This is a genomic window from Pseudoalteromonas sp. CNC9-20, assembly GCF_022347875.1.
Classification (GTDB): domain Bacteria; phylum Pseudomonadota; class Gammaproteobacteria; order Enterobacterales; family Alteromonadaceae; genus Pseudoalteromonas; species Pseudoalteromonas ruthenica.
This window is the reverse complement of record NZ_JAKRFS010000003.1, coordinates 180,241-204,750: the sequence shown is the minus strand read 5'-3', so window position 1 is coordinate 204,750 and position 24,510 is coordinate 180,241. Positions and strand designations below refer to the sequence as shown.

Sequence of the window (24,510 nt, the reverse complement as noted above, 5' to 3'; positions counted from 1 at the left end):
GCACTTAAGTGCTACAGTGAAGGCATAAGCAGCGAATAAAAGCGATATGATCAGCAATGGATGAGGTGCAAATACGCCATCATGGCGCGGTAAACGGTGTTACTGGCTCTTGCCATGAACTTCAGGTGAGTAAGGCACAGTCGGTGCTTGTAGATTGTGGGTTGTTTCAGGGTGCCGAGGCCAAGCCAAGTTTGGCCATCGACTTTGATATAAGTGCCGTGACTGCGGTTATCATCACGCACTGTCATATTGATCATGTCGGCCGCCTCCCTTATTTACTTGCAGCGGGATTCACTGGCCCTATTTATGCTTCACAGGCGACATCGGCATTACTGCCTTTGGTCATTGAAGATGCGCTCAAACTTGGTGTCACTCAAGAGCAAGAGTTAGTGGCCACCTGTATTCGTTTGCTTAAACGCCAATTGGTAGGCGTTGATTTTAAGCACTGGTATGATTTACCCAACACCGATTGTCGCTTTCGACTGCAACGCGCGGGCCATATTCTTGGTTCAGCCTATGTGGAAATTGATTTGCCGCATAACGAGACCCGCCACCGCGTGGTGTTCTCGGGCGATCTTGGAGCCCCTTACACTCCGTTACTACCAGCGCCGAAAGCGCCCTATAAGGCCGATACTTTGGTTATTGAGTCCACCTATGGCGATAGCCTCCATCATGGCCGTAAACAACGTACACAGCAACTTAAAGCCGTGATTGAACGCGCGGTGTCAGATAACGGCGTGGTGCTTATTCCAGCCTTTAGCATTGGCCGCACACAGGAATTACTATACGAGCTTGAACAGATTATACACAGCGCTAAAAAGCACTCTTTCTGGCAAGATATCGAAGTGATTATTGACTCTCCCATGGCAGCAAATTTCACCCGAGAGTATCGGCGCTTTAAGTCATTATGGGATAAAGAAGCCAAAGCAAGAGTTGCTAAAGGTCGCCACCCTCTCGATTTCGATAACATAGTGACAATAGATACTCACCAACAGCATGTGCAGCTACTACAATATCTTAAGCAAAGACAAAAGCCCGCAATTGTCATTGCTGCTAGCGGCATGTGCAGTGGCGGGCGTATAGTTAACTACCTCGTTGAGTTTTTACCAGAGCCCACGACCGATGTCATTTTTGTTGGCTACCAAGGTGCAGGCACGCCAGGGCGAGCTATTCAAAAATATGGCCCGCAAGGAGGCTATGTTGAACTAAATGAGCAACGCATTGATATCAATGCACATATCCATACCATCAGTGGTTACAGTGCTCACGCCGATCAGGCTGGGCTGATACGCTTTGTTACCGGCATGCGTAAAAAACCTCAGCATATTAAGATTGTTCATGGCGATAATGAGGCCAAACAAGCGTTGGCAGAACAGCTCAGAAGTAAGCTTGCGCAGCAAACCAAGGTAGAAATAGCCACCTAATACCTGTGCAAGGCTGAAGCCTTGCCTACAACAACCAAATCACACACCGGTTGTGGGTCAGGCTTGAGCCTGACTATCTAAATAAACCTGACAATCAAGGTCGATAAAAAAAGGAGCTAAACGCTCCTTCTTTATTAATCTTGATACCCATCCGGGTTTTTGCTTTGCCAACGCCACGTATCTTGCATCATCTGCTCAATACCTCGCTGTGCATGCCAGCCAAGCTCATCAGCGGCTTTTTGAGCGCTGGCGTAACAGGCAGCAATATCACCGTCGCGCCGTGGTGCAATTTCGTATGGCACGGCTTTATCGGCGGCTTGCTCAAAGGCTTTCACCATTTCCAAAACCGAGTAGCCATTACCTGTGCCCAAGTTATAGATGTGCACACCGCTATGCAGTCGCAGCCAATCCAAAGCTTTTAGGTGACCAATAGCAAGATCAACAACATGGATATAATCACGCACTCCGGTGCCATCTTTGGTGTTGTAGTCATCACCAAAAACTGCCAATTGCTTGAGCTTACCTACCGCCACTTGAGAAATATAAGGCAATAAATTGTTTGGGATACCATTGGGGTCTTCGCCTATTTGCCCACTATGGTGCGCACCCACCGGATTAAAATAACGTAAAATAGCGAACCGCCAACGCTCATCCGATTGCGCCACATCCTGCATGATTTGTTCAACCATTAACTTTGACGTGCCGTATGGGTTGGTCGTCCCTCCCACAGGTGCCGATTCCTTAATGGGCAGAGTCTCAGGGTCACCATAAACGGTCGCCGATGAGCTGAATACTAAGGAAAACACACCGGCATCGCGCATGGCCGCAATTAACGTCAATGAACCTTGTACGTTATTTTGGTAATACAGCGTAGGCTTAGCAACAGATTCACCCACGGCTTTCAAACCCGCGAAGTGCACAACGCTATCAATATCATGGTTCTTAAATACGCTATCAAGTGCGCCTTTATCACACACATCACCTTTCACAAAGGTGACAGGCTTGTCGGCGAGCGCTTCAACGCGACGTAGCGACTCTCTGGAGGCGTTACTCAGGTTATCAAAAACCACCACCTCACTTCCTTGATTTAGCAGTTCCAACACGGTGTGAGAACCAATATAGCCGGCACCACCTGTCACTAAAATTGCCATTTTAACTCCTTCGCTTTAAATACTCTTGAGGTGTTCCGAGAAGTCCGCACCTAACTCAGGGTGTTGCTGGGCATAGCGTACAAACGCCTTCAAATATCCCAACTTGTCGCCGCAGTCATGTGAAATGCCACTCATGCGAAATGCCTCGACCGCCTCTTGAGCTATCAGCATATCAATGGCATCGGTCAATTGTATTTCACCACCGGCACCAATAGGTGTCTTTCTTAGCAGTGGCCAAATATTGTGAGACAGTACATAGCGACCTACAACCGCGAGATTAGACGGTGCGTCTTCGACTTTAGGCTTTTCTACCATAGACTTGATGACTGCACTCTGACCAGGTTCAATTTGCTCGCCATTAATATCAGCAATACCGTACTTACTAACGTCTTGTTGCGCTACGGCCTCAAGCATAATTTGACTGGTTTGCGTATCCTTAAAACGGGCAATCATTGCCGCTAAGTTTTCACTGGTTTGGTCGGCACTGTATTCGTCTAAGATGACATCCGGAAGAATAACCGCAAAAGGCGCATCACCCACCACTGGCTCAGCACACATAATGGCATGCCCCAAGCCTTTGGCCTCGCCCTGGCGTACGTGCATAACAGTTACATCTTCGGGGCAAATTGAGCGCACTTCATCCAAGAGTTGGCGCTTAACACGCTTTTCGAGTGTCGCTTCTAACTCAAAGCTGGTGTCAAAATGGTTTTCGATGGCGTTTTTTGACGAATGCGTAACCAAGACTATTTCTTTAATTCCTGCACGCACACATTCATTGACGATATATTGAATAAGCGGCTTGTCTACCAACGGCAACATTTCTTTTGGAATGGCTTTCGTTGCCGGTAACATACGGGTGCCCAAACCTGCTACGGGGATGACGGCTTTCATATGAATCCTTCTTTATACTTTGTAGTAATCTTTAAACCACGCCACCAACTCTGCGACGCCCTCAGCTACAGAAACTTTTGGCTTATAACCTGTGGCAGTAAACAAGTCGGCTGTATCTGCATAAGTTCGATATACATCACCAGGTTGCATACCTCGGAAGTTTTTCTTTGCTTCCAAGCCAAGCTCTGACTCAATCGCTTTAACAAAGTCCATTAAGTTTATCGGTTGCCCATGGCCAATGTTATATACCGCATAAGGAGCTGAACTAGAAGCCGGAGAGCCACTTTCGACGGTCCAACTATCATTACTTTGAGGGATAACATCGGCAATACGTACGACTCCCTCTACGATATCATCTATATGAGTAAAATCACGCCACATATCGCCATGGTTATTAATATCTATGGTATCCCCGGCAAGTATTTTCTTAGTGAAAATGTGAGGAGCCATATCTGGGCGCCCCCAAGAGCCATACACTGTAAAGAAACGCAGACCTGTCGTTGGTATTTGATATAAATGAGAATAGCTATGCGCCATTAATTCATTCGATTTCTTGGTCGCTGCGTATAAGGATACAGGGTGATCAACAGAGTCCGAAGTACTAAACGGTACTTTTTGATTCAAGCCATATACCGAGCTCGAGGAAGCATAGATAAGGTGTCCTACTTTAGTCTCTCTACACCCTTCTAAAATATTTAGATGGCCCACTAAGTTAGAGTCAGCATAAGCATGGGGATTTTCAATAGAGTAGCGCACACCCGCTTGGGCGGCTAAGTGAATCACTCGATCAAAACGGTGCTGTTGAAACAGCGCGAGTGTTGTATCCCGCTCACTTATATCCAGCTCTATAAACTCAAAAGCAGCATGGTTAATACGTTCTAAGCGGGCTTTTTTCAAGGAAACATCATAATAATCGTTAAGGTTGTCGATACCGACGACATTGTGTCCTTGAGCTGTAAGGCTCTCTACCACTGCACTACCTATAAAACCAGCAGCGCCAGTCACTAAATACTTCATTACTCTTTCCTCTTAATCAGAACCAAACAGGTCCCGAGTGTAAATTTTTTCCTCTACGTCCCTGATTTCGTCAACTACTCTATTGGCAACAATAACGTCACTTTGAGCCTTAAATGCTGCTAGACTTTCATAGACCTTTGAACCGAAAAACTCTTGCTCAGTTAATACCGGTTCATAAACAATCACCTCGACTCCTTTAGCTTTTAAACGCTTCATGATTCCTTGGATAGATGACGCCCTAAAGTTGTCAGACCCCGACTTCATTATTAATCGATAAATGCCTATAACACTAGGCTTACGGCTTAGTATTGCATCAGCTATAAAGTCTTTTCTGGTCGTGTTAGCGTCAACAATCGCACGAATGAGGTTGTTTGGCACATCTTTATAGTTGGCCAATAATTGCTTAGTATCTTTAGGTAAACAGTAACCACCATAGCCAAAAGAAGGGTTATTATAGTGATCCCCAATTCTTGGGTCCAAGCCCACCCCTTCTATTATTTGTCGGCTATCCAAGCCGTGCGCTTCTGCGTATGAATCTAGCTCATTGAAATAAGCGACTCGCATAGCTAAATAAGTATTTGAGAATAACTTAACCGCTTCTGCTTCTGTTGCATCAGTAAATAAAGTTGGAATATCTTTCTTTTCGGCACCTTGCGCCAGTAAGTCAGCAAACTCTTTGGCTCTTTGGCTGCGTTCACCAACAATAATTCTCGAAGGGTGCAAATTATCGTAAAGGGCCTTACCCTCACGAAGAAACTCTGGCGAGAACATTAAATTAGGACAGTTAAACTGCTCAATAATTCTACCAGTATAACCAACAGGTACAGTTGACTTAATCACCATCACAGCACTTGGATTAATCAATTGAACTTCGCGGATAACAGTCTCAACTGTTTCTGTATTAAAGTAATTTGTCTGCGGATCATAGTCTGTAGGCGTTGCGATAATGACATACTGCGCATCAGCAAAAGCTTGGTTTTTATCGCTCGTTGCGGTCAGCTTAAGTTCACGCTGCTGCAGAAACTCGCTGACATGCGCATCCTCAATAGGTGATTTTCTTTCATTAAGCATCGCGACTTTATGCTCATCCACATCAAAAGCAATAACGTCGTTGTGCTGAGCGAGTAAAACGGCATTTGAGATACCTACGTACCCTGCCCCTACTACTGTAATTTTCATTTTCTATATCTCTACTTTTTGATATGGAAGATTCTGTTTTTGGGTTCGACCAGTGGACTTAATATGATTTTGGAAACAACCAAATACCAGTCCTGTTAACGTCCAAAAGAAATAGGCATCTTTGTGTCCATCTAATGGCGAACTGGCTAAAGAATAAATTGAACCACCAATAGCCATCGCTAGATAACCAAATAGAACTGTTCTATCACTGCTGGAGAACTGGCTCAAATGCTGGTGTGCACGAACGACAAATCTGACAGCACAAAACACTAAAGAGGTGAGCAACGTTAAATAAAGTAATAACCCCACCACCCCATAATTGTATAAGTAGTAACCGTAACCATTTTCAATGACTATTGGCTGGATGGGGTACCCTAAAAGCAAATTTTGCTCAAGCGTGTGTGATATGAAAGCCAATTGGTTTAGCCTCGCCTGAGTAGATGCATCACTTCCTTGACCTGTGATTCCATTGATGAAGCGATAAATATTACCAAACTCTTCGAGGTTATAAATTACGTAAGTCACCAAGACCGCGAAAAGTATAGTCAAAAAGAACACTACACCATTTACTTTGTTTCTGATGCCGTACTTGTAAGCAAATGGGACTGCTACCAGAAAATTAATCGCGTATGCGAGATACGATGCTTTCGATTGGCCAGCTAATACCACGAGAGAGGTTAAGCAAAGCAAAAGATACGCTTTAAAGCCACCTACTCCATTAAATATAGATGCCAGGATAATGAAAAAGATTGGTAATATACAAAACCCTAGCGAGTAGGACCAAATAAATGGGCCGCCAATAGTTAGCCCCACATTCCCTTGAGTCGTTCTGTTGGTGATACCTATACTAAGAATAAGATCAGGTACTACAAACTGCGCGACAATAAAAACAAATACCAATAACAACACATAGAGTAACGCTTTTCGCAGCTCTGCTAAGCGAAGTGCATAACGCTTAGCTATATTGAAGGTAAATAGGAACACCATAAAATAAGCCATGTAGCGAAAGTGTGATGCTGCTATTTGCACATTGATAAAACCTAGCTTACTAACGACAGTGAGGTAGAAAATAAAAAATAAGCTAAATAAAAAAGCACAGAAGTAGGGAAACTCTATTTTCCGATACCCGAGAATAAAGAAACCTAGTAAAAATGGGTAAAGAACATACAGTATTTTTTGCCCTGCACCCAAAGACATCCCACCTAAAAAGGTCGGAAAAAAAGCGATCAGCGAGAAAATAAAAGCAATAAAGAATACATTCTGCTTTTTCATTTTCTCAACCACGTTTCAAGTCCTTAAAGAATAAAACCAAAAAAGCTAGATAGTACTTCACTACCCGCTTAATTACGTGTGACTCTTTAAAAAAACGATAAAGCCAACGTAAATTGTACTTATTAATCCAGTCTGGATAGTACTTCAGGTCTTTTGCTGAAGCGGTCTGCGATACAAACGCGCCACAAGTAAAGTAAACGGCTTGGTGTTGTTGATGAAGTGAAACAGCCACGCGCTCCTGTTTTATGTTTCCAAGTCCAAGCAAAACAATATCAGCCTGCGAGTTGGTTACAGCATGTATAATTTCTTCGTCGTCCTTGAAACCATCTACTTGTCCGGCCCACTGAACATGAGGGTAATGAGCCGTCATCTTCCTTCTAAAAACTTCCGGTTCACCGGGCTTGCCCCCAGCGACAAAAACACTCAACCCTTTTTCTTGCGCATGCTCAAAGACCAGCGGCGCCAAAGAGGTCATATCGAAAGACTGTCGGCGGAACTTAAAATCTGTTGGCAGAAAAGCATTGAGAATGGACACTAGATAGAACCCATCTGAGCTATATTTACAGTCTTTTATGGTTTCTAGTTGCTCACGCAGATAGAAATAGTTAAAAGGGTTTAAATAAATATACGCCCCAGATTCAAGCTTATCATTGGCGATAAGCTCAGGTATATCTACATAGTTTTTCTTAAGAAAATCAATAATACTCACAGCTTGGCATCTTTAAATAGTTTAATGTACTTATTGGCTGCATTATTAACGCTAAACTCCCATCCTCTCGCTTGCAAAGCCTGCTTGTCCCTACTTTGTTGCAACTCAGAGATGATGCCATCAGCGAAAGCTTGCGGGTCTTGCATAGGAACCAATGTCCCTAATGAGCCATCAAGGAGAATTTCCCGTGGTCCAGCAACACACTCTGTTGAGACTACCGGTTTGCCGATAGCTAAAGACTCGATCATGGCGTTGGGAAGCCCCTCCCACAATGAGGACATAACAAATAAGTCAGCCCTGCTAATGTATTTATAAGGATTATCAGTAAAGCCGACCAAATCCACGTTGTCATCGATACCTAGACGCTGAATTTGCGAACTCACCTGTTCTCTCAACTCACCATCACCTAAGATTAGCAATTTGAACGACCGCTCTGGATGCTTGGCTGTCAGCAACGCAAAGGCATCAAGCATAGTACCGTAGTCCTTTTGCACATTTAAGCGTCCAGCGGCAACTAACACTATGTTACCAGAGTCGAAAAAAGGGTGCTCTACGGGTTCTTGAGACAGTGTTAGTAAATTCTCTGAAACAACGGGATTATAAATAGTATGAGCTAGTTCGTCTAAACTTGAACTTAACTGAGCCACCGTCGCCCGCACATCATCAGACACACATAAAACCTTATCGGCTTTAGGGTAAAACTTTCTAATCCCTATCTCGCGAATTTTATTTCTTAGCCAGCTATAGGCGATAAGTTTCACAGGAACAGCTTGAATAACATACCAACGACAGGCTTTAGGTAGGGATGCTTTATGCTTGAGGGCTTGAATAAACTGTTGCCCCATACAGCATACCACTATATCTGGGCGCAATGCGGTTAACATTTCACCCAAAGCTTTAGTATGTTGACTTCCCGTAACACCATTTAGCGTATGATAAGAGACCCGTGTAGGGACCATGGCTTTATTTTCACCGCCAGGTTGGTTCACAATCAGGTGCACATTTAGTTCATCATTATGGTCGTTATCTTTGATACCCTGTAAGAGTCGCATTGTACGTCGTTGAACGCCACCGCCAAACAAGTCATCAAGATAGAATACTACGTTCATTATTTCGTTCCTAAAATCATATCGCGCAATTGAGCTACTGCGGCATTGGAGCTGAAGCATGTCTGCGCTTTCGCACTGATTGTCGCTCTCGTAACATTGTGGTCACGGCGAAAATTAAATACAGCATCTGCAAGCTCACTTGGCGCGTTTATCAACTGCCCTGTTTCGCCAGGCAAGATAGCTTCTTTCGCACCATATCGGTTATAACCAATCGACCAACAACCACAGCTACTGGCTTCCATAAACACCAAGCCAAGTGATTCTTGTAGGTTTGAGAGTAAAACAAATACGTCCGCCTGATTAAATGCATCAGCTAACTGAGCTTGACTAAGCCGGCCAAGAAATTGCACCTGTGACGTTAACCCCAAAGCTCGCACCTGCTCTTTAAGCTCTTGGAGATACGGGCCATCACCGGCAATATGCCATTGAAACTGCTCACCTTGCTGTTTTAGTTTTGCAAGCTCATGAGCAACTTCGCTAAAACCTTTTTCTTTAACTACTCGGCTGGCGGTAATAAAAGTAAAAGGGCGACTCATGTCTTTAGCTGATTGCGGAGCAAAGCAGTTTGTATCAATGCCGTTGCGGATAACCTGAATGTTATTGGCGAGCGCCGCTTTGTCATTCTCGTCTGTAATGCAGTCCAAGAGTTTGTGTTGCATATAATCAGACACAGCAACAACCTTTTTGGCGCTCACACACATTCGTATAAATGCGCGATGGTAACGACTATCATTGAGTAAAAACTCAGGTTCAGAGCCATGGAGATAGATAATGCAGCGCTTACAGCATCGGCCCTTAAACAGAGTGAGCCAGACTTTCTTGTAATACAAATCATTTAAAATGATCACATCAGAGCAAAGCGCATAAATTGCATAGAAAAAACCAATAACGCGGGCAATGAAAGGACTAAAGCTTACGGCTGCTGCGCTTTTTTTTATGTTCACTCCCCGAGCCTGAAGACCCGTGTACACTGTGTGCGCAACAACACCGGCTCCTCCCAGCATAGGAGGTTGCTCATGACTCAACATAAACACCTGGGCTGACTTACTCACTCTCAGCCCCAAGCAACTTAGTTACTTCACGTAATTGCAGCTTTAAGTCAGCTGCATTTTGCTGTGTGTACAAGCCAAGAAAGTTTTCTATTTTTTTAGAAATAATCCAAGGTTCAATAGTCGCCCCTTCTATTTTCCCCAAAATAAGCGAGTGCATTCGTGCGGAATAGACCGTTTTCGCACGAGACAATTCGATGCGATAGTCAGCCAAAGGCAATACCCCATCAATTAAACGTATATTATCTTTTAGCGTACTATTGTTCAGTAGTTGATATAAATCACGGTTGCATTGCGCATCACTCAACGTAGTTGATGCTAAAACGATAGTCATACCTGGTTGGTACATCGATAAGACTTGGTTGTACCACGTATCTAAATAGTTTTTGTAATTTGCTATCTTTGGCGTATCAACCTCATGGCAATAGCGCGTGTAAACAGCGAAGTCAGTCATCCCAACTAGGATATTTTTTCGCTCACTATCACTGGCCAATGGCTGCAACCCAAAAGCTAAATCGGGGCAAAAGCTCGCTTCGACATCAAAGTGTTGCTTTAACTTAGTAACCGACTGGTACTCGCGCACGTAAATTTTTTCTGCGCACTTTAACGCTTGCTTTATAAGCCATGTCTCACTTGCGTAGAAGTGTTCGCCGCAACCTACCCCTAATAAATATAAAGGGATTTTTCTCTTGCGCGCATACCTTGCCCAAGCATACAAAGCAGGTGGGAATGAGGCACCTGAGAGAATCAATTGACCACCGCCAATAATAATTCCGTCATAATCCTTGCTACAGGCCTGTTTTATCCTGCCTTTATGCTTTAATAACCACATAAGCAGGTAGAAAGGCTTAAAGCTAAACAGCAACTTACGCAGCTTCTGCGATAATGACAGAGATGTCGTCGTGGTATTCACTGGCACCTGATGCACATGCGTCGTAGAAAAAGGCTCGCTATTAAACTGACAATCAGACTCAGTTAATAACTCTTTTAACCCTTCATTTATCGCGTGGTCACCAATATTATCGGACCCATTTTCGTTAACGAGTAAAAACTTTTTCAACTTATAACCTCTATTACGTGCGCTTTGCTTTATTGAGCATTTCTAACGTCTGTACGCCAGCTTTTAACCTAAACACCATAGCTAGCACTACATAAATAGCGACAGCCGCACAACCCAATACAATGAGCTCTAACAACGCATTCAAAGACAAATAATATTGCGCTGCCCACACACTCACCCCGGTGATCGTGGCAATGATTAAGTTGGGTAGGAAATCAGACAATTGCTCCAACAGCGGATAATTCACCAAACGATTAGCAAACAGGACACTGGGAAAATAAACCACATACTGGCTAGCAAGTTGACCAAACAGAATAGCAATTACACCATGCTCATAAGTCACATATAAAGCCACCAAGCCAAGTACAACCTTGCTCAGTTCCAAATATAAAAACCAGTCACTACGACCTTTCACCTTCATAATGTTAACGTTGATTGAAATCAACGGAATCATCATGCTAGTAATACACATTATTTGTAGATAGGGTACCGCAGGCAGCCATTTAGCGGGGAGTAACACCTCGAATACTAGACTTGCTAAAGCACATAAAGTCACTAACACAGGGAACACAATAAAAGTCATGATCGACATGATCCGTTGATACCCTCTTTTCAACCGCTCATTATCACCTTGGATCGAGGAAAGTGCTGGGAAGGTAACGGTCTGAATCGACGTAATAAGCTGTGATATCAGCAACTCTCTAACCCTATCGGCAAAGAAGTATAACCCTGCCACAGCGGCACTAAGCACTTTCGCAACGACCATAATAGTGAAGTTCTTATAAAAAGTGTCTAGCAAACTTGAGAGTAGAATTTTATAACCGTAGTTATAAATTTCCTGTAGGGATTGCCAAGAAAAATCAGCGCTTGGACGCCACTCACTTTGCCACCATAAAAATGCAGCAATCAAAATTGCACTCAGTAACATTTGTGCAATCAACGCCCATACGCCAAACCCCAGATAAGCAAGAGCGACCGCACTTGCTCCAGAGATCACTAGCGCTGGAAAATTGGCTTTCAAAATACGGTTAAACTGCATATTCCGAGACAACATAGCCATCTGGACAACATGCAACGAATTGAAGATTAAAAGTAGCGAACTGACTCTAATCATCAACACCAATTCAGGCCGTTCATAAAAATCCGCAACCCATGGCGCGCACAGGTACAGCACCACGACCACCACCAACGCAAAGCACAAGTTGGCAAAGAAGGCCGTGTTTGTGTCTGCTTGGGTAAGGTGTTCTTTTCGAATGAGAGCCGAGCGAAACCCAGATTCCATAAGCGTCTGTCCGAGCGTCAGAAATAGCGCCATCATAGCCACTAGCCCATATTCATCTGGCGTAAGAAAGTAAGCCAGTACCAGTGTAACCAGTACTGAGATACCACGCCGGGCGAGCTGCTCAATAAAACTATATACCACGCTAAATAGCGTTTTCTTTTCTAACATCTAATCCGTATCACCGCTTATTCAAGGCAAAAAGTCCCATATCAGCTAGCCCTTAAAACAGTAAAAGCTGAGATTGACTCAGCTTCAACTAAAACAGCACCAAGGGGGACGCTACTTTTTCTCGGTTATTGACTCATGCTTGTTGCTCGCCCGCTTTGTCAAATACTTGGAAAGCGAACAGGTAACCAATGAATACTGTTAAAAACACACCAAATAACGCTAAATCACTAACAAAGTTAGACAATAAAAAGCCGCTGACCAAAAGTAATGAATAAAAGGTAACCAACAAGGCTAGCACTTGCTTATTCGAGAACCCACAGTGCATTAGAATGTGATGGGCATGATCTCGCCCTGGCTTCATCGGTGACTTTTTATTTTTTAAACGACGAATAATAACAGCCACCATGTCCATTAGCGGAAAGCCAACTATATACAAAGCGAGTACCGGCTTAAACGAGGCGGTAACCCCTTCATTATGTGGCTGAGTCCCTAAAACCAAGAACCAAACGACAGCGAGACCAATAAACATAGAGCCAGCATCGCCCATGAATATTTTCTTTTTCTGGAATGGATAAATACCAAAGTTAGCCAGCAAGAAAGGCGCTATCGCCGCTATGACGCCAACACAGATATAAAAGTAAGTCACATCACCCGACTGATAAAAGCTGTAACTTAGCCCAGCAAAGGCTACGATAGCGCAGCTCCCCAGCAGGCCGTCTATACCGTCTACCATGTTAAAGGCATTAATCGCAGCGATAATCGCTACGAAAGTAATAGGGATACCAGCCAATCCTAGGTAAACCTCTCCTAAACCGAACAGATCCCCAAGGCTTGATATATACCGATCAACACCAAAAATAAGAATCGAAGAGATTAAGAATTGCCCAATCAGTCGCGAGCGCACTGACAAGTCATACTTATCATCAAGCACGCCAATAAACACCATCAGCGATGAGGCTATCAAAAATAAATTGATACTTTGGCTGTTGCTGACAAACATTGTCACCGACACACAAATAGCCAAAAAGATACTCATTCCGCCAACGAGAGGAACATGACCATCATGGCGTTTTCTCGTGCAAGGTCTATCAAGCAGACCTAAAGTCGCAGCCAAACGCTTAAATGTCATCAATGATAAAAATGACACAAGCGTGCTGCTTAGCAGCAAAGTACTAATCCCAACCATACTATTAATCCTTGAAGTACCGTACGAGCGAAATGACAACACCAATTAAGCCGCCTAAAATCGCAAGCAAGACCACAATGAGTGGCCGCTTCGGTTCATATTTTTTCTCTTCGACAACGGCGGGATCTATCACTTTAAATACATACTCAGCGCGAACGCTCGCCAACATTTTTGTTTGCTGCTGCTTTTCAATCAATTGATAGAACACTGTGCGCATATCCGCGATCTTAGTGTCCTCTAACGCTCCATTGAGATAATCGATACTGTTTTGGGCTTCAGTGATATCCTTGGTTCGCATCGTCTTATTTAAAGAATTCACAAGTTTTTCAACTAAATCCTTCGCAACCGAGGGAGAGTAATGTTTAACCAACACTCTCACCAACCCGGATATTTTATCTTGCTCTACCACCAAATTATTTTTAATAAAATGGTCATGTACTTCGAGTAAGCTTGGCTCAGGTGTAAGCGGTGCAGAGACCTCTCTTAACCATGTTTTTGAGTCAGGATCGTACATTTTCTCATTATAAATAAGTGTGTCGGTACCTCGGTCCCAACCTTTTGTCGCCATTAAAATGGCTTTTAAATTATTTTTTTCGACAAAATCACCAATAAAACTTTTGCTCTGTAACACTTCAAGAGCAATGGTCGTTTTATCGGTACCGCCACTGTCTAAATTCATGCCAGCGAGAGTTGCTAACCCACCGAACTGGCCAGCTAATGCACTCATTCCGCCACCGGTATTTTCTTCTGCCGGAGCCAAGAGCACATCACTCTTATAAATATTGGGCAAACTGATAGCGTAAACTACGGCGAGAACTGCGGCGATAAAAGTGGTAACAATAATGATCCATTTACCTCGCCAGATAGCCTTGAACAAACCATCTAAACCTGCGCTATCTGCAGATTGATGGTACTCCCCTGCTTCCTGAACGGTCATGTTAAAAAGATACTCCTTACCCAAGACCAAGTGTCGATATTCAAAACCGCGATATTGTACAGCATTACAGTAGTATTACTCCAGCTATAAACAGCGTTGTTGTTGACGGATGCAACAATTTACCGTCATTTCGCACTACTTTTGTATCAAAACTAAGATTAACTTTGGCTGTCTCATTTTTATTCACAGCACCATGGATGCTAATTATGACATAGCTTTTTGCTAATTTTTGTTATCTTGTTGTTATCAAAAGAAACTATTGTTTAAAACACAATGTAAATCAGTGTATTACTGTATATAGAGTATCAGAATGCCGACAACTGCACTTATCAGACATGAACAAGCATAGAAGGCGTTTGCTAAAGAGGAAAGGTTGTACCGAACAATAGATGCAATCGCAATAACGCCTGAAGCACGGCTTCAGGCGTTATTGCGGTGATTACTTAATAATAATAGGTGTGCTGTAGAGTTCAGAAATAGCTTCGCTAAATTCGTCAACTTCAGAGGAGCTCTTGACTACTTTCGTTGTGATCAGCATCACTAATTCTGTGCGTGATAGGCTATCCACCTTACTGCGAAATAAGTTACCGAAAACAGGTATATCACCTAGAACGGGTACGCCGTTTTCCTTATCGCTTTTACGTTCTTGAATAAGTCCACCTAAGGCAATAGTTTGCCCATCTGCTGAAAGCACTTCAGTACTGATCGAACGGTTGGTAATCGTCGGTGAAGACGTACCGCCTAATTCGTTCGGTTTACCATCACTTACAGACATCGAAACAGATAATGTAACGACTCCTTGAGAGTTGATAATAGGCGTTATGGAAACATTCACACCCGTCGAACGATACTGAACTGAGTTCGACACAGAGCTATTGTCTCCAATATTCTCAACTGTTTGCGTAATAATAGGTATTTGGTCACCAGAACTAATCGTTGCCGATTCACCGTCACGAACGATGAAGTAAGGGCGAGAGATCACCCTGGCATCGTCTTGAGAGTCTTTCCATTGCAAATTAGCTTGCCAGTTCCCAGAGATCACACTCCCCACTAGCGAGCCGGTGCTTGACGTTAAGTTCAGTGATGCGACTTCATCGCCCATCCCTGTATTTTTATAAAGCCAATCAATACCAGAGGACATTTCATCGGTCAAAGTGACTTCTAAAATAGTTACATCTAAAATCACCTGCCCTGGCAATACGTCCATTTTCTCTAGTAAATTCTCAACCAAACGGTACTCATCTTTAGTGGTGTAGAATATCAGCGCGTTTTGCTGTTTATCTAAGCTAAAGCGTAGCGATTGCTCCGCCGAGGTGCCATTGGTCGAGCGCCCTGAGGCGCTGTCACTTTGCTGCTCATTTGCTCGTGAACGAGGGGCACCTGTGGTGTTATTTTGTAGTAGGTGCTGCATTGACTCGAGCATATCCTCTGCTTTGGCATACTTTGGCTTATAAACAAAGTACTGGCGTTCGTCACCTGCCAATGGAGCATCGATTTTCTTAGCCCAATAAGCGATACGTTCAATGGTTTGCTCATTTGATGCATAAGCGACAAAGGAGTTAATACGCGCTAACGATACAAAAGACACATCACCATCACTGCTGCCAACCCGTAAACCATCTTGTTCAAGAAGTTCTTTAATCTGCTCAACGCCTTCTTCAGGGGCAATATGGGCAAATTCGAAGAGCCGTATTTCACGACCATAGGCTCTTGGCACATCAAGCATGTTGATAATTTTCAGAGCGCGTACCACTTCCGTGCGTTCACCCTCTAAAATAATCAGCTTTTGCAGTGAATTGACTGTCACTTTTGCAGTCGACAACTTGCTAAGAATATTACTTACATTACGGCTGCTACTAAATACGTAAGGAACAATATGGGTAATGGCACCGGCTACTTGTGGGATATCTTCTTCACTGTTACCAATACCAAGTGCAATGGCGTTTTTCTTATCGCTGCCTTTGGCGGGAGAGAAGTACAAGATGTTGTCTTTGCGATAACTAGAAATGCCGCTCTCCTGCAGTGTTTTTATCACCACATTGTAAAATTCTGGGCGTTCAAGTTTATCTGAGATATTCAGAGTAATGGTATCTTGGGAAGCCGCCAGTTCAGGCGCTAGAACATAATTAATTCCCAATAGCTCGCCGAAAGTCTTAGCAATAAACTCTTTCGCTATCATTTCATCCGTGCTGAATGAAATAGGTTCGCCACTAAGCTCTGGCGCCTCTTGAGCCGTTTCCTCGAGCTTGGTTATACCACCCCAATCATCGACACTTTCAGAGCGAAACAGTGCCTCTTCCTGGGTTTGTTGCTGTTCACTGCGAGTCTTTTCTTTGCTATCGCGCTCACCGTTAATTATCGACTTTTCAACACGTAACTTTTTTGAGCGAAGGTCTGGTCCTTGATGACTTGCACAACCATATAGCAGTGCTATCAACATAAGAAAACTAGCATTTCTGATGGGCTTAAACGCCATTATTTACTTCTCCACCTTCTTTTGAATTCTGCACACGAATAGAGGCTGACTTATACATTTTCACAACAAATGACTCTTGGTCATGTTCAAATAACACCTGTGTCGGTTTGATCTCGACAACGGTAAAATGCTCGAGCTGCTCACCTGCGCTGAGGTTAAACATAGTTTGCGTATCACCATCGGAGACCCTCACGCGAGCTTGTTGCTGCTCACCACTTTTATAGATGGCCACTAAGCTAACACGTAAGTCCTTAAACTCTGGTTCACTAGTTTGTTCTGCAACAATAGGCTCGTATTCAACCCCGAGCGTATTCGCTAATCGTTCCACATCGAGCTCTTCACTTTGCAGTAACTCTGGATTGAGCTCCAGCATCGATAGCTCTTTGTCGTTAGCTTGAGCGCCAAAATTTATCAGATATTGTGACGCCCACCAAACTAAGCCGATAATAACAGCGGCAAAAATTAATAAATTTCTCATGGCGTTTTGTACACTCTAATAAATTCGATATTGGCGGTCACTTTACCAAGTGTGGCTTTACGCTGAAAAAATGACACTTGGCGAACCCGATTACCCGCCTCGATATTTTCCAGTTCATCCAGCAAACTTAATACATGTGAGTAATCGCCATTGACATTAATGCGCCCTGTGTAGGCAGCAAAGTCGTCATTGATAGGTACACTGCGCGAGGGTGACTTATTATTCACTTTGACACCTGTTTTCTCTACCGCTGCATCCACTACTTTTAGCCATAATAACGCCGGGTCATCCTTCTCACCCACTTGTGGTAGGTTCCCGATCAGTTTTTCAAGCTGTTCTAGTTGCTGTTCTTTTTCTGCAACCTGAGATGCACTGGCAAGCGTTTGTTCTTGCTTAGCAACAAATTCGCTCGCTGATTGGCGCTGGCGGTGAACATCATCAAGCCAATCTAGCCAAGGAAACACGGCAAACTCCAAAGCCAGTAGCACCGCTATAGCTGCAATACCCCACTTTTTAATCGCGCTGTTTGAATCGCTCATAACCAATACACCTCAATCGTGAACGACTCTACGCCAGAGTTCTGCTTTACCACTGGGCGTGAAAACTTAGCCTCTTTCACTTGTTCCGAGGCGATGACTTGCTGCAACAAATTTGTCGCTGAGCTTTTCGTGCTACCTGACACTTGAACTCCATTGGTGCTAACTACAACGCGTTCCAAGATTACATCCTCACCTTCAAGATTGAGGTGGCTAAGTTTAGCCAGTACGTTAGGGCTCTTCTTAAGAAACTCGCCAAGCTCAGAATAAGAGGTCACCTTACGCTCAAAGTCATTTCGCTTGCTAAGTACTTCATCGATTTTCACCTGATTGGCTGCTTGCTGCTGCTCAAGCGATTGTAACGACCATTGTAGATACCCCGTCACCGACGCCAGCGTTAATGCGATAGCCGCAGCGCAACCGATAATCAAAGACTTTGTTGATAAGCGTTGAGTTGCTTTGCCTTTTTCTCCCGCAGCATCATATGTCAAACCAATCACGTCATGCAGTTTATATTCGCTAAAAGCCGCTGCAATTTGTTCTTGTGTATCACTGTGGGTCAAATCCAGCAAAGCAGTCGCGCCCTGCTCACTCGGGTAGTGTGGAATCAAAAACTTAACGTCTTGTGGGATCAATTCGAGCGTTTGTGTCGGCACCACAAAGTAATCAATAGTGAACTCTTTACTTGTCCACTGACTGAATCGCCATAAAAAAGCGCCTTCCATGGGCGGCAAGGTCGCTTTCTCTGCTTTTAGAATATTGACCAGCTCATTAACAGCAGAACGCGGATAGTTTTTTGATGTCGCCCAAAATAAATCTCTACTTAGTGCGCACGCCTGACCGATGCACAGCAGTGGCTTGTTAGTATTACTTTCAACAAGATTACGGTCTGCATCTAAGATATACCGATTATCGATAAAAGTACGGGCAGACCATAGCTGCTTCAAAGACGACTTCATACCTTAGCGCACCATTCCTTCATTAGTAGTGAAATAGGGTTTAAACGTTCCTTGCCCGCGATAAAGCACGAGGCGCTGTTTTAAAGCTGTATCGCCAGACGCGGAAATATCAATAATGTATCGACCACTGGGATAAATACTCGCACCTTCAGCCGTTTCTGAATTGCGCTGTTCGGGGTCAAAACCAAGGGAGGAGTATAAAGAGTCTGGGGTAAATTGTCGAACAATCGTGGCCGTTGAATACAGCCTTAACTTCCCTTGTAAGCGCGTAAATAATTGCTCATCATCGAGTACATAAGCCAATTCTTGCATGCTTTGAATTAGACCATTCTTAGGTAAGTAAGGGTAGTCATAGTCACCATTTTCGGCCCCGGCTAAACGCCTTAAACCATCTCTATCTTGCCAGTCATCAAGCCTATCCATGACCTCATCGATGGCCTCTCTTTCAAGCCCTTGGTTATAAAGAAGCTGTTTAAAGCCTTTTTCGTTAAAAGGCACTAAAGAAACAAGGCCGCTTATATCCTGTATTGATACTTCAAGCTCTTTATAAGCATAGGGTTTGCCATCAAAAGACTTAACTAGGTCAGTGCCGCCGACAATTTCACCATAACGATTACCTGGACCAAGAACACCTAAAGGGCTCGTCATTAAGCGAAAAACAACATCGGCTTGCGTCGATTGAATTTCCATACTGACCAGGGTGTTTTTGCGCACTAAACTAGCCATGCGCGCATCGTTTCGCCCTTTCCCTGACATAAATAACATCACTGCCGCCATGCTTGCCGATAGCATTAGCACCAATAACAAAGCAGCACCACGTTGCGACTGTTTATCCTTGAGACGCATTACTCACCCCTCGTTGAAATGGATTCACTTCTGGTAGTTGCAACATCCAACTAATTGGCTCTTGCGCTGCATCTGGCGTCAATGTTAAACGTATAAATAAGGGCAGCACTCCTCGCGAGCTACTGAGGTAACGCGAACTCCAGGCAGGCTCTGGACGCACAGAAACATTAAGGTATTCGGAGTAATAATTATCAAGTTGCAGCGCGTCGCGCCAGCCAAAGTACTCAAGCTCTGCATTATCGCCTTGGTATAATATTACCTGCTGCTGACAAAGACGCTCACGCAGCACATAGTTTTGTAATGATTGCGAGCCATAAGGTAATTCACAATATATAAACCCTTGTTCGCTTGCCAAAATTTGCGCAATCACCATATGCTCATCGAGTAACTTAGGCGTGGGAGATATAAAAGCGAAGCCATCCTTTTGACCCACAAAAAAGGGCACCCCTTCGCCTTTGTTATTAATAAAGAATAAGGGTTCGAGTGCACGTACCTGCTGATTGAGCATTTTGATCTTGCTGAGCTGACTTACATCACTGCGGTTTTGGTTGTCGTCTATTTGACCAAGTACAAAGCGATAACTGGTTACCGATAAAGCGATCACCATGGTAAAAATCACCATCGCAACCAGCACTTCAACTAAGGTAAAGCCGAGCAGGCTTTTTTTAAAAGCGCCAATAGACATCTCGGTACTCCAACAATGGGGTTTCTTGTGTTTCGATATACACCCTCACCTGATACAGCACGATATGGCCACTTTCTGGCGTATCACTTTGCCCTTCTGAGGAGATAAACCTTTGCGCAGGCTTCTGCTCCAGTTCGCTAACCTGCCACTGATAGTTACGCGCTTTGAAACGCCATTGACCTTGGGTTTGCTGCTGCTGAGTATACTCATAGGTGATTTGATCTTTGAGCAGCTCAGCGACTAACCCTAGCTCCACCGCCCGGTTTAGCCGGCCCTCATGTAACAAACTAGAGCGCATTACAAAGGTCATCGCACTGATAGCAATAAAAAGGATCAGCGAGGCAATCAATACCTCTATCAACGTCATGCCTTGCGCTTTGTTATAGCTCGAGTACTTCATATTCCAAACCTGAGCGAGTCAGTACTTCAACCTGTTGCGTAATAAAGTAGTTGTTGGTACTCAATGTAAAGGCGGTGGGCTTTAGCTCTAATATATTGAATTCAACACGCTTGAGCGCATCGGGAGATTGTTCAGCCGCCTTATCACTTTCACTTACATAAACAACAATACTGTTCTCGTTAACTTCAACATCCAGCGGCTGGCCACTGTATACCACATATTCTTTGGCAAAGGCTAACAACGAAGTTACTTGATTGCGCTCACTGTGGTAGCGCACTTGTTCCAGTTGGCGCCACATATCAGGCAGCACCACCGAACTCGCTGCGGCGATGAGCGCAAGTACAATCAATAATTCAATTAAAGTAAAACCACGGGGGCTAGAACGATACATCATTCATCGACACTATACTAAGCAGCATAATAATCACTACTGAGCCTACGATACCACCCATAATCAGAATCAATAATGGCTCTAGTAATGCCGTGAACTTGGTTAGCCACTGCTCAAAGTTACTACGCGAACGCCGTGCTATTTCTGCAAAAGAGCCAGCTAAAGTACCACTTTCTTCCCCGACAGAGATCAGGGAAATAGCAACATCATCATACATCTCCAAGCGCTCTAGCTCGTCGCTTAAGACTCCACCGGCACTCACTTTACTAACAACTGCGAGCAGTCGCTCTTTCAATACCGGATGGCTAACCGTATGCGCCGCCAGCGATAAGCTATCGGATAAACTCACACCACTTTCCAGCGTCAACTGTAATGCTGTAGAGAACTTTATCCGGTCAGAGTGTTTAACTATATGCTTTAGCAAGGGCAAAGAGGTTAAGGTTTTAAATAACCGCAAACGAATGGCCGGCTTTTGCATACCTAAGCTAATACCGCCACCAACTAATACTAGCCCTATGAGCATATGCCATTGGTATTGTTGCACCCAGGCAGAAACCGCTAGCAGTGTTTGCGTGTAGCTTGGTATATCACCGGTTCCCTCAAACATCGATGACATACTTGGGACAACAAAGTTAAAAATAGCCCAAATGGCCACCACACACACAATGAGGATAAACAGCGGATACGTTGAAGCCTGAATCACCTTCTTACGCAGTTCACTTTGGAACTGTAGGTTCTGGCTCAACCGTGAAAATACCCGTGGTAGATTACCGGTACTTTCACCTATTTTGACCATTTCCGCATACAGTGTTGAGAACACATGGGGGCGCTGCGCGATAGCATCGCTTAATACAAAGCCTTGCTTAATATCATTTAATACCGAAGCCCACACCGCCCCGATAGCTGAGCTTCGGTTTGAGCGGGCAAGCACACTGAGCGCTTTATCCACTTTTAGGCCATTGGCCAGCAAAGTTGAAAGTTGGCTAGTAGATTGCTCCAACTCGTTTAGGGTGACGCGCTTAGACGAGCTGGCCTGTTTTGCTTCGGAGATTTTTAGCACCAGCTTTTGTTGCTTTTTAAGCTCCTGCACAGCCGCTTGCTCGTTCACAGCGCTGATTTCACCTTGCTCTACTTGCCCATCTGCGCTGTATGCCTTGTATTTAAACAATACACTCACCCGGCAACCCTCATCACTTCATCTACCGTGGTAATCCCTTTAATTGCTTTAAGTAAGCCATCTTCTTTCAGCGAACGTAACTTGCGCTCTTTCATCATGGCATACAAGTTATCAAGTAAGTTCTCATCTTTAGCTAAGCGTTTAACTTCGGCATCACAGGGTAAATACTCAAGAAACGCTACTCGCCCTGCATAGCCGGTATGCTCACATTGTTCGCACCCCACCGCCTCGTAAAGCGGCACACGCTGTCCGTCGGTCATCGTTGTTAGGTTGTACTTTTCATACAGAATATCAGTTTCCTGCTCACTCATAGGTCGTTTACAGTGCGTGCATAAGGTTCTCGCCAAACGCTGCGCCATAATTGATACTAAGCCGGCATTAAGAAGATACTCTTGAATACCTAAATCCATTAAACGCGTATACGCCGAGGGCGCATCATTGGTGTGCACAGTACTAAATACTAAGTGCCCGGTGAGCGCCGACTGCAATGCGATTTTAGCGGTTTCGTTATCACGAATTTCACCGACCATGATCACATCCGGGTCTTGACGAACAATACTTCTTAATCCCGCTGAAAAATCAAAGCCGATATCGGCATTAACCTGAACTTGGTTAATCCCTGGGAGCTGATATTCAATCGGGTCTTCAAGGGTGATTATTTTTATCTTGGGATTATTAATTTGATTCAAGAAAGAATACAAAGACGTGGTCTTACCGGAACCGGTTGGGCCGGTCATTAACACCACACCCGAGGTACGTTTAAGGTCCTCGTCGATCATCGCTACTAAATCATCAGCATAACCTAAACGCTCTAAGTCAAACTTAACGGCGTTTTTGATTAGAAAACGCATAACCACACTTTCACCACTTCCTAAGGGCAAGGTTGAGCAACGAATGTCTAAATCTGTGGTGCCCGCCTTCATCTCAATTTTGCCATCTTGAGGGCGGCGTTTTTCTGCTATATCCATTGCTGAGAGGATTTTAATACGTGAGATAACGGCTAGCTGCAAATTAGCGGGAATAGGGTCTGCTTCTTTTAAAAGCCCGTCAATACGATATCGGGCACGGTAACGACCGTTAATGGGTTCAATATGTAAGTCCGATGCACCTAGTTTTACGCCTTTATTAATCAAGCTATTAACCAAGTTAACGGTGGGCGCGCCCAAGGCCAGCTCTTTTAACGCAGCGACATTGTCACCTGCGACACTAATTTCACTTTGATCATGTAAAAGCGCACGGCATTGCTCAGCGAGCAGTTCAAATTCTTTATAGCTGACAACTTCAAAGCGAACCTGATAATCACTTAGGCGCAGGTAATCTCGGGCTTCCTGGCTATGTGGGTTAGATAAGGCCACAACGAGCTGTTGGCCTTCTAAAGCAACCGGGGCAAAGCCCTGCTCTAGCAAAAATTCCACATTTAACTTGCGATAAGCACCCAGCTCCGACTCAGCCACACTGACCGAACCTTGAAACAGTGGGCATTGCAGCACACTGCAATAAAGCGTACTGAGTTGCTCATCATCAATCCAGCCAGAGTTTAATAAGATAGTCTCCAGGTGCTGGCTTGAGTCTTGTTGATAATCTAGCGCCTGCTCTAGGCGGGCAATATCAAGCAGTTCACTGTGCCTGATGTACTCTTCTACTTTAGAGTTCCACGTCTGCATCTTCGCCTTCACCGCCAGGTTTTCCATCTCGTCCAAGGCTTTTTAAAGTAAAAGACTCACGGCCATTTTCACTTGTTACTTCGTAGCTGTACTCATTACCCCAAGGGTCTGCCGGGATCGCTTTGGGAAAGTAAGGGCCATCCCACATTTTATGTGAGCTATTAACTAGGTCGTCCAGCGTTTTCGGGTAATAACCAATATCTAAACGGTACGAGTCTAACGCGGTGGCCATTACTTGCATCTGCGCCTTTGCGGTACCTTCACGAGCGGAATCCACTTTGCTGAACATACGCGGGGCAATAATTGACGCTAGCAGACCTAAAATAACCATTACAATAAGAAGCTCTACGAGCGTAAAGCCTCGTGAACGATGAACTGTTTTCATAGGAATTCTCAACGGTTTACTTACAAAAATAAGACAGGGTGCCGAAGCACCCTGCTGAATCTACCACAATAGGGGGCAT

At 44.2% G+C, this 24,510-nt stretch carries 24 protein-coding genes; 1 reads left to right on the top strand and 23 read right to left on the bottom strand.

Features of this window, described 5'->3' with window-relative positions; all coding sequences use genetic code 11:
• Nucleotides 1-65 precede the first annotated feature (65 nt).
• On the top strand, nt 66-1,424 hold the full coding sequence (locus MHM89_RS08080) for an MBL fold metallo-hydrolase (protein ID WP_239408729.1): 1,359 nt from the start codon (nt 66-68) through the stop codon (nt 1,422-1,424).
• Between the two features lie 134 nt (nt 1,425-1,558).
• On the opposite strand, the gene galE is transcribed toward MHM89_RS08080, so the two are convergent.
• The 23 genes from galE to gspG form a co-directional block, all read right to left on the bottom strand.
• A complete protein-coding gene (galE, locus tag MHM89_RS08075) occupies nt 1,559-2,575 on the bottom strand; it encodes a UDP-glucose 4-epimerase GalE (RefSeq protein ID WP_235419235.1) in 1,017 nt (338 codons plus the stop codon).
• A gap of 15 nt (nt 2,576-2,590) precedes the next feature.
• Nucleotides 2,591-3,466, bottom strand: coding sequence for a UTP--glucose-1-phosphate uridylyltransferase GalU (gene galU, locus MHM89_RS08070; protein ID WP_235419234.1), 876 nt, complete (start codon nt 3,464-3,466; stop codon nt 2,591-2,593).
• Nucleotides 3,467-3,478: 12 nt separating this feature from the next.
• Nucleotides 3,479-4,483 carry an NAD-dependent epimerase gene (locus MHM89_RS08065; RefSeq protein ID WP_138548567.1) on the bottom strand — a complete coding sequence of 335 codons (1,005 nt, stop codon included), beginning with the start codon at nt 4,481-4,483 and terminating at the stop codon, nt 3,479-3,481.
• Between the two features lie 12 nt (nt 4,484-4,495).
• Nucleotides 4,496-5,662, bottom strand: a complete 1,167-nt coding sequence (locus MHM89_RS08060) for a nucleotide sugar dehydrogenase (RefSeq protein ID WP_239408566.1) — start codon at nt 5,660-5,662, stop codon at nt 4,496-4,498.
• 3 nt (nt 5,663-5,665) lie between these two features.
• Entirely contained in the window at nt 5,666-6,946 is a 1,281-nt protein-coding gene (locus MHM89_RS08055) for a hypothetical protein (protein WP_138548569.1), read from the bottom strand.
• The gene (locus tag MHM89_RS08050) at nt 6,939-7,643 is read right to left on the bottom strand and encodes a WecB/TagA/CpsF family glycosyltransferase (RefSeq protein WP_239408565.1); all 705 of its coding nucleotides are present in this window, start codon (nt 7,641-7,643) and stop codon (nt 6,939-6,941) included. Before MHM89_RS08050 ends, MHM89_RS08055 begins: the two co-directional genes overlap by 8 nt.
• The gene (locus tag MHM89_RS08045; protein ID WP_239408564.1) at nt 7,640-8,752 is read right to left on the bottom strand and encodes a glycosyltransferase; all 1,113 of its coding nucleotides are present in this window, start codon (nt 8,750-8,752) and stop codon (nt 7,640-7,642) included. Before MHM89_RS08045 ends, MHM89_RS08050 begins: the two co-directional genes overlap by 4 nt.
• Nucleotides 8,752-9,804, bottom strand: coding sequence for a glycosyltransferase family 4 protein (locus tag MHM89_RS18910; RefSeq protein ID WP_239408563.1), 1,053 nt, complete (start codon nt 9,802-9,804; stop codon nt 8,752-8,754). Before MHM89_RS18910 ends, MHM89_RS08045 begins: the two co-directional genes overlap by 1 nt.
• A complete protein-coding gene (locus MHM89_RS08035) occupies nt 9,797-10,861 on the bottom strand; it encodes a polysaccharide pyruvyl transferase family protein (protein ID WP_239408562.1) in 1,065 nt (354 codons plus the stop codon). The genes MHM89_RS18910 and MHM89_RS08035 overlap by 8 nt, the downstream gene beginning before the upstream one ends.
• A 13-nt stretch (nt 10,862-10,874) precedes the next feature.
• Complete coding sequence (locus MHM89_RS08030) at nt 10,875-12,311, bottom strand: lipopolysaccharide biosynthesis protein (RefSeq protein WP_239408561.1); 1,437 nt, start codon at nt 12,309-12,311, stop codon at nt 10,875-10,877.
• Between the two features lie 133 nt (nt 12,312-12,444).
• On the bottom strand, nt 12,445-13,497 hold the full coding sequence (gene wecA / locus MHM89_RS08025) for a UDP-N-acetylglucosamine--undecaprenyl-phosphate N-acetylglucosaminephosphotransferase (RefSeq protein WP_138548575.1): 1,053 nt from the start codon (nt 13,495-13,497) through the stop codon (nt 12,445-12,447).
• Nucleotides 13,498-13,501: 4 nt separating this feature from the next.
• Nucleotides 13,502-14,434 carry a Wzz/FepE/Etk N-terminal domain-containing protein gene (locus MHM89_RS08020; protein ID WP_138548576.1) on the bottom strand — a complete coding sequence of 311 codons (933 nt, stop codon included), beginning with the start codon at nt 14,432-14,434 and terminating at the stop codon, nt 13,502-13,504.
• A 439-nt stretch (nt 14,435-14,873) separates the two neighbouring features.
• On the bottom strand, nt 14,874-16,910 hold the full coding sequence (locus tag MHM89_RS08015; protein ID WP_235419228.1) for a secretin N-terminal domain-containing protein: 2,037 nt from the start codon (nt 16,908-16,910) through the stop codon (nt 14,874-14,876).
• Nucleotides 16,900-17,388 carry a hypothetical protein gene (locus MHM89_RS08010; protein ID WP_138548578.1) on the bottom strand — a complete coding sequence of 163 codons (489 nt, stop codon included), beginning with the start codon at nt 17,386-17,388 and terminating at the stop codon, nt 16,900-16,902. Before MHM89_RS08010 ends, MHM89_RS08015 begins: the two co-directional genes overlap by 11 nt.
• On the bottom strand, nt 17,385-17,927 hold the full coding sequence (locus MHM89_RS08005) for a hypothetical protein (protein WP_235419227.1): 543 nt from the start codon (nt 17,925-17,927) through the stop codon (nt 17,385-17,387). The genes MHM89_RS08010 and MHM89_RS08005 overlap by 4 nt, the downstream gene beginning before the upstream one ends.
• On the bottom strand, nt 17,924-18,883 hold the full coding sequence (locus MHM89_RS08000) for a hypothetical protein (RefSeq protein WP_138548580.1): 960 nt from the start codon (nt 18,881-18,883) through the stop codon (nt 17,924-17,926). The genes MHM89_RS08005 and MHM89_RS08000 overlap by 4 nt, the downstream gene beginning before the upstream one ends.
• A gap of 3 nt (nt 18,884-18,886) precedes the next feature.
• Nucleotides 18,887-19,729, bottom strand: a complete 843-nt coding sequence (locus tag MHM89_RS07995) for a type II secretion system protein GspK (protein ID WP_239408560.1) — start codon at nt 19,727-19,729, stop codon at nt 18,887-18,889.
• Nucleotides 19,713-20,414, bottom strand: a complete 702-nt coding sequence (locus MHM89_RS07990; RefSeq protein ID WP_239408559.1) for a prepilin-type N-terminal cleavage/methylation domain-containing protein — start codon at nt 20,412-20,414, stop codon at nt 19,713-19,715. Before MHM89_RS07990 ends, MHM89_RS07995 begins: the two co-directional genes overlap by 17 nt.
• Complete coding sequence (locus MHM89_RS07985; protein WP_239408558.1) at nt 20,395-20,814, bottom strand: prepilin-type N-terminal cleavage/methylation domain-containing protein; 420 nt, start codon at nt 20,812-20,814, stop codon at nt 20,395-20,397. Before MHM89_RS07985 ends, MHM89_RS07990 begins: the two co-directional genes overlap by 20 nt.
• On the bottom strand, nt 20,795-21,208 hold the full coding sequence (locus tag MHM89_RS07980; RefSeq protein ID WP_138548584.1) for a prepilin-type N-terminal cleavage/methylation domain-containing protein: 414 nt from the start codon (nt 21,206-21,208) through the stop codon (nt 20,795-20,797). The genes MHM89_RS07985 and MHM89_RS07980 overlap by 20 nt, the downstream gene beginning before the upstream one ends.
• On the bottom strand, nt 21,192-22,382 hold the full coding sequence (locus tag MHM89_RS07975; RefSeq protein WP_138588573.1) for a type II secretion system F family protein: 1,191 nt from the start codon (nt 22,380-22,382) through the stop codon (nt 21,192-21,194). Before MHM89_RS07975 ends, MHM89_RS07980 begins: the two co-directional genes overlap by 17 nt.
• Nucleotides 22,379-24,046 (bottom strand): GspE/PulE family protein, encoded by a 1,668-nt coding sequence (locus MHM89_RS07970; RefSeq protein WP_138548586.1) that lies wholly within the window; start codon nt 24,044-24,046, stop codon nt 22,379-22,381. Before MHM89_RS07970 ends, MHM89_RS07975 begins: the two co-directional genes overlap by 4 nt.
• The gene (gene gspG / locus MHM89_RS07965; protein WP_138548587.1) at nt 24,027-24,431 is read right to left on the bottom strand and encodes a type II secretion system major pseudopilin GspG; all 405 of its coding nucleotides are present in this window, start codon (nt 24,429-24,431) and stop codon (nt 24,027-24,029) included. Before gspG ends, MHM89_RS07970 begins: the two co-directional genes overlap by 20 nt.
• Nucleotides 24,432-24,510 lie beyond the last annotated feature (79 nt).

What these genes read in the sequence shown, in the direction of transcription:
- galE (WP_235419235.1), bottom strand. Translation starts at nt 2,575, where the DNA reads ATGGCAATTTTAGTGACAGGTGGTGCCGGCTATATTGGTTCTCACACC.
- galU (WP_235419234.1), bottom strand. Translation starts at nt 3,466, where the DNA reads ATGAAAGCCGTCATCCCCGTAGCAGGTTTGGGCACCCGTATGTTACCG.
- MHM89_RS08065 (WP_138548567.1), bottom strand. Translation starts at nt 4,483, where the DNA reads ATGAAGTATTTAGTGACTGGCGCTGCTGGTTTTATAGGTAGTGCAGTG.
- MHM89_RS08060 (WP_239408566.1), bottom strand. Translation starts at nt 5,662, where the DNA reads ATGAAAATTACAGTAGTAGGGGCAGGGTACGTAGGTATCTCAAATGCC.
- MHM89_RS08045 (WP_239408564.1), bottom strand. Translation starts at nt 8,752, where the DNA reads ATGAACGTAGTATTCTATCTTGATGACTTGTTTGGCGGTGGCGTTCAA.
- MHM89_RS08030 (WP_239408561.1), bottom strand. Translation starts at nt 12,311, where the DNA reads ATGTTAGAAAAGAAAACGCTATTTAGCGTGGTATATAGTTTTATTGAG.
- wecA (WP_138548575.1), bottom strand. Translation starts at nt 13,497, where the DNA reads ATGGTTGGGATTAGTACTTTGCTGCTAAGCAGCACGCTTGTGTCATTT.
- MHM89_RS08020 (WP_138548576.1), bottom strand. Translation starts at nt 14,434, where the DNA reads ATGACCGTTCAGGAAGCAGGGGAGTACCATCAATCTGCAGATAGCGCA.
- MHM89_RS08015 (WP_235419228.1), bottom strand. Translation starts at nt 16,910, where the DNA reads ATGGCGTTTAAGCCCATCAGAAATGCTAGTTTTCTTATGTTGATAGCA.
- MHM89_RS08010 (WP_138548578.1), bottom strand. Translation starts at nt 17,388, where the DNA reads ATGAGAAATTTATTAATTTTTGCCGCTGTTATTATCGGCTTAGTTTGG.
- MHM89_RS08005 (WP_235419227.1), bottom strand. Translation starts at nt 17,927, where the DNA reads ATGAGCGATTCAAACAGCGCGATTAAAAAGTGGGGTATTGCAGCTATA.
- MHM89_RS08000 (WP_138548580.1), bottom strand. Translation starts at nt 18,883, where the DNA reads ATGAAGTCGTCTTTGAAGCAGCTATGGTCTGCCCGTACTTTTATCGAT.
- MHM89_RS07995 (WP_239408560.1), bottom strand. Translation starts at nt 19,729, where the DNA reads ATGCGTCTCAAGGATAAACAGTCGCAACGTGGTGCTGCTTTGTTATTG.
- MHM89_RS07990 (WP_239408559.1), bottom strand. Translation starts at nt 20,414, where the DNA reads ATGTCTATTGGCGCTTTTAAAAAAAGCCTGCTCGGCTTTACCTTAGTT.
- MHM89_RS07985 (WP_239408558.1), bottom strand. Translation starts at nt 20,814, where the DNA reads ATGAAGTACTCGAGCTATAACAAAGCGCAAGGCATGACGTTGATAGAG.
- MHM89_RS07980 (WP_138548584.1), bottom strand. Translation starts at nt 21,208, where the DNA reads ATGATGTATCGTTCTAGCCCCCGTGGTTTTACTTTAATTGAATTATTG.
- MHM89_RS07970 (WP_138548586.1), bottom strand. Translation starts at nt 24,046, where the DNA reads ATGCAGACGTGGAACTCTAAAGTAGAAGAGTACATCAGGCACAGTGAA.
- gspG (WP_138548587.1), bottom strand. Translation starts at nt 24,431, where the DNA reads ATGAAAACAGTTCATCGTTCACGAGGCTTTACGCTCGTAGAGCTTCTT.